The organism is Mesorhizobium sp. M7A.F.Ca.CA.004.04.2.1, assembly GCF_004022825.1.
Classification (GTDB): domain Bacteria; phylum Pseudomonadota; class Alphaproteobacteria; order Rhizobiales; family Rhizobiaceae; genus Mesorhizobium.
Window position 1 is genome coordinate 1 of the sequence record NZ_RZPH01000130.1, and the last position, 2,527, is coordinate 2,527.

Genomic DNA, 2,527 nt, shown 5'->3' on the forward strand with positions numbered 1-2,527 from the left:
CATGGGCGGTAAGGAAGACGATCGGAGTCTTAACTCCCGACCGGGCGAGATGCTCTTGGAACTCAAGTCCGCTGAGCCCCGGAAGCCGGACGTCCAGGACGATGCAACTTGGGTTGTCAGGCGACCTGTTCCGCTGAAGAAAATCACTGACCGAACCGAATGCTTGTGAGGAGAGATCGATGGATTTCAGAAGATCTTGAAGAGCTTGGCGAACCATAATGTCGGCATCAATTATAGATACGCTGGAGTCCCTACCGGCAAACTCGCTTCGGGACGTTTGACGACGAGAGGTGCCGTCGCCCGATAAAGCTAGGAATGCACCCGACGTCACGGTGTCAAGAAGCTCTTTTGCCGTATTTTCCATTGGTTCGACCTTAATCTTTAATTTCTCTTCGAGTTCTACTCAGAAAACGCGTGAAAGAGGTGGCACAATGATCAAAGATTGGCAGCATTGCGTTGGGAAACGGTGCGCCTGTCTGGTTTCTGGTCATAAACCTGTGTGTAATGAAGACCGTGATTCAGCACCATTAAACATTTCCATTAGACCTACGTTGACCGATCAGACGTCCGCATCCAGTTCGCCGCACTTCCCATGCGATTGTGCAGTGCCCCTCTCCACCCAAGGGAAGTTCACACTCAGAGCCGAGAACAGTTTGCTGATCAAGTGATCAAGGCGAGAGCAAGGGGAGCGTTGTTCACTCCGAATTTTAACTCTCGCTCCGGTGCAGTGCCGGAGCGAGATTATCTCGATCTGCGCGAAGCACGGAAGTTGCGGCGCAGGGTCATTCTTTCCGTGCCGCTGGGACTTGGTCGGACTCTCCACATGCGTTCGACACTATTTGCAAGAGGCAGTTCGATGGAGAACGTCGATCCGACATTTTGGATTGATCTCACCGCGACTTGATGGCGAAGCAGATCCGCAGTCTGGCGGACGATCATAAGGCCAAGACCCATTCCGTCCCACTCAGCGGAATCACCGCGCTCGAATGCGTCGAAGATGCGTTCGAGGCGTGCTGCGGGGATGCCGGCGCCGTCGTCCTGCACGTCGATGCACGCTCTGTGGCGCCTGGTCCGACACACCAGTCGGACATGGCCACGCGGACCGCTATACTTAATCGCATTGCCGACCAAATTGCGCAGGATCGTGTGGAGCATTTCAGGATCCGTTTCGACGATGCTGTCGGATGAGATTATCCGAAGCTCGACGCCGCAAGCCTCTGCATAGAAGCGCCAGTCGCTTTCGACCCGCTCCAGTACTTGAGCAAGGAGGACATTCTGGCGGCGCGGTTGCAACGTCTCGTCCTTCTGCGACAAGCGAGCGATGTCATCGAGTTCGCTACCGAGGCGCTTCATGGCATCAAGTGCGATGCGGAGACGATCTGCAATAAGGGCCGGCATACCAGCTTCTGCCGCGTAGGCGAGCGACATCATCGCGACATGCAGCGGTTGCTTCAAATCGTGGCCCGCTACCGCCATCATCCTCGCCATTGCGGCACGCGATGCTAATGCGCGCTCCACTGCTTCTGCACTCGCTTGCTCTGTCGTCATCTTCATTCCCGATCTTCGCCGTTATGCTCGACGCCACGCTACGGCGAAGGTCGATCGTGAATAATCCCACGTAGCGGCAGTCGCGGTCGCCTACACGGGCGAGCGACCGTACTTATGTACGGAAGAACGATCCCTTGCGCCGATATCTGAAGTGCCAACCGCCGCTTAGCTTCACACAATCTGGGGGACCCAGTACGGCAAGCCTACCGTTTTGTTGAAGCAAAGGAATCAAATATGACCATGCCTTCGTTCCGATACCAACTCGAAAAGTCCATCCCACGTGTCGGCAACGGCGGCATCACGCGGGGCGCGTCGATACACCAGTTTCCCGCCAGCATCGGTATCGCCGGCGTGTCGATGCGTCTCGATCCTGGCGCCATGCGCGAACTGCATTGGCATGCCAACGCCGCGGAATGGGCGTATGTGATTTCTGGCAACTGCCGCACAACGGTTCTTAATCCAAACGGGGGAGCGGCGACCGATACGTTCGGCCCGGGTGATGTTTGGTATTTCCCGCGCGGATGGGGTCATTCTATCCAGGGCCTCGGACCCGGCGAATGCCATTTCATTCTCATCTTCGACAATGGCGATTTCTCAGAGGATCATACCTTCAGCATCACCGACTGGCTGTCTTGTACGCCAGCGGAGGTCGTACGACAAAATCTGGGCCTTTCCGCTGAGTGCCTGTCAATGCTGCCGCACGGAGAGGCCTATTTCGCAACCGGCCCGGCGCCCGATGACCGGTCCCGGGATGCCGAGCCGCGGCCGGTTCCGGAACTGACAACATTCCATCGCTACCCGCTTTATGCTCAGCAACCGCGACGGGTGCCGGGCGGGGGAACGCAAAGAACCGTGTCGGTAGACGAGTTTCCGATCTCTACCACGATGGCCGGTTCGTTGTTGGAAATCGAGCCTGGGGCGATGCGCGAACTGCATTGGCACCCCAATGCCGACGAGTGGCAATACTACATCGAAGGCG

General features: G+C 56.9%; 3 protein-coding genes. 1 reads left to right on the forward strand and 2 read right to left on the reverse strand.

The features are described from left to right. Together EN893_RS08645 and EN893_RS08650 are read right to left on the reverse strand one after the other, a co-directional pair. Positions 1-364: response regulator (locus tag EN893_RS08645; RefSeq protein ID WP_128361489.1), on the reverse strand; the 364-nt coding region annotated here is incomplete at its 3' end. Between the two features lie 377 nt (positions 365-741). Then, on the reverse strand, positions 742-1,554 hold the full coding sequence (locus EN893_RS08650) for a HAMP domain-containing sensor histidine kinase (RefSeq protein ID WP_127266654.1): 813 nt from the start codon (positions 1,552-1,554) through the stop codon (positions 742-744). A gap of 228 nt (positions 1,555-1,782) precedes the next feature. On the opposite strand from EN893_RS08650, the gene EN893_RS08655 reads away from it, so the two are divergent. Next, positions 1,783-2,527: cupin domain-containing protein (locus EN893_RS08655; protein WP_245490816.1), on the forward strand; the 745-nt coding region annotated here is incomplete at its 3' end.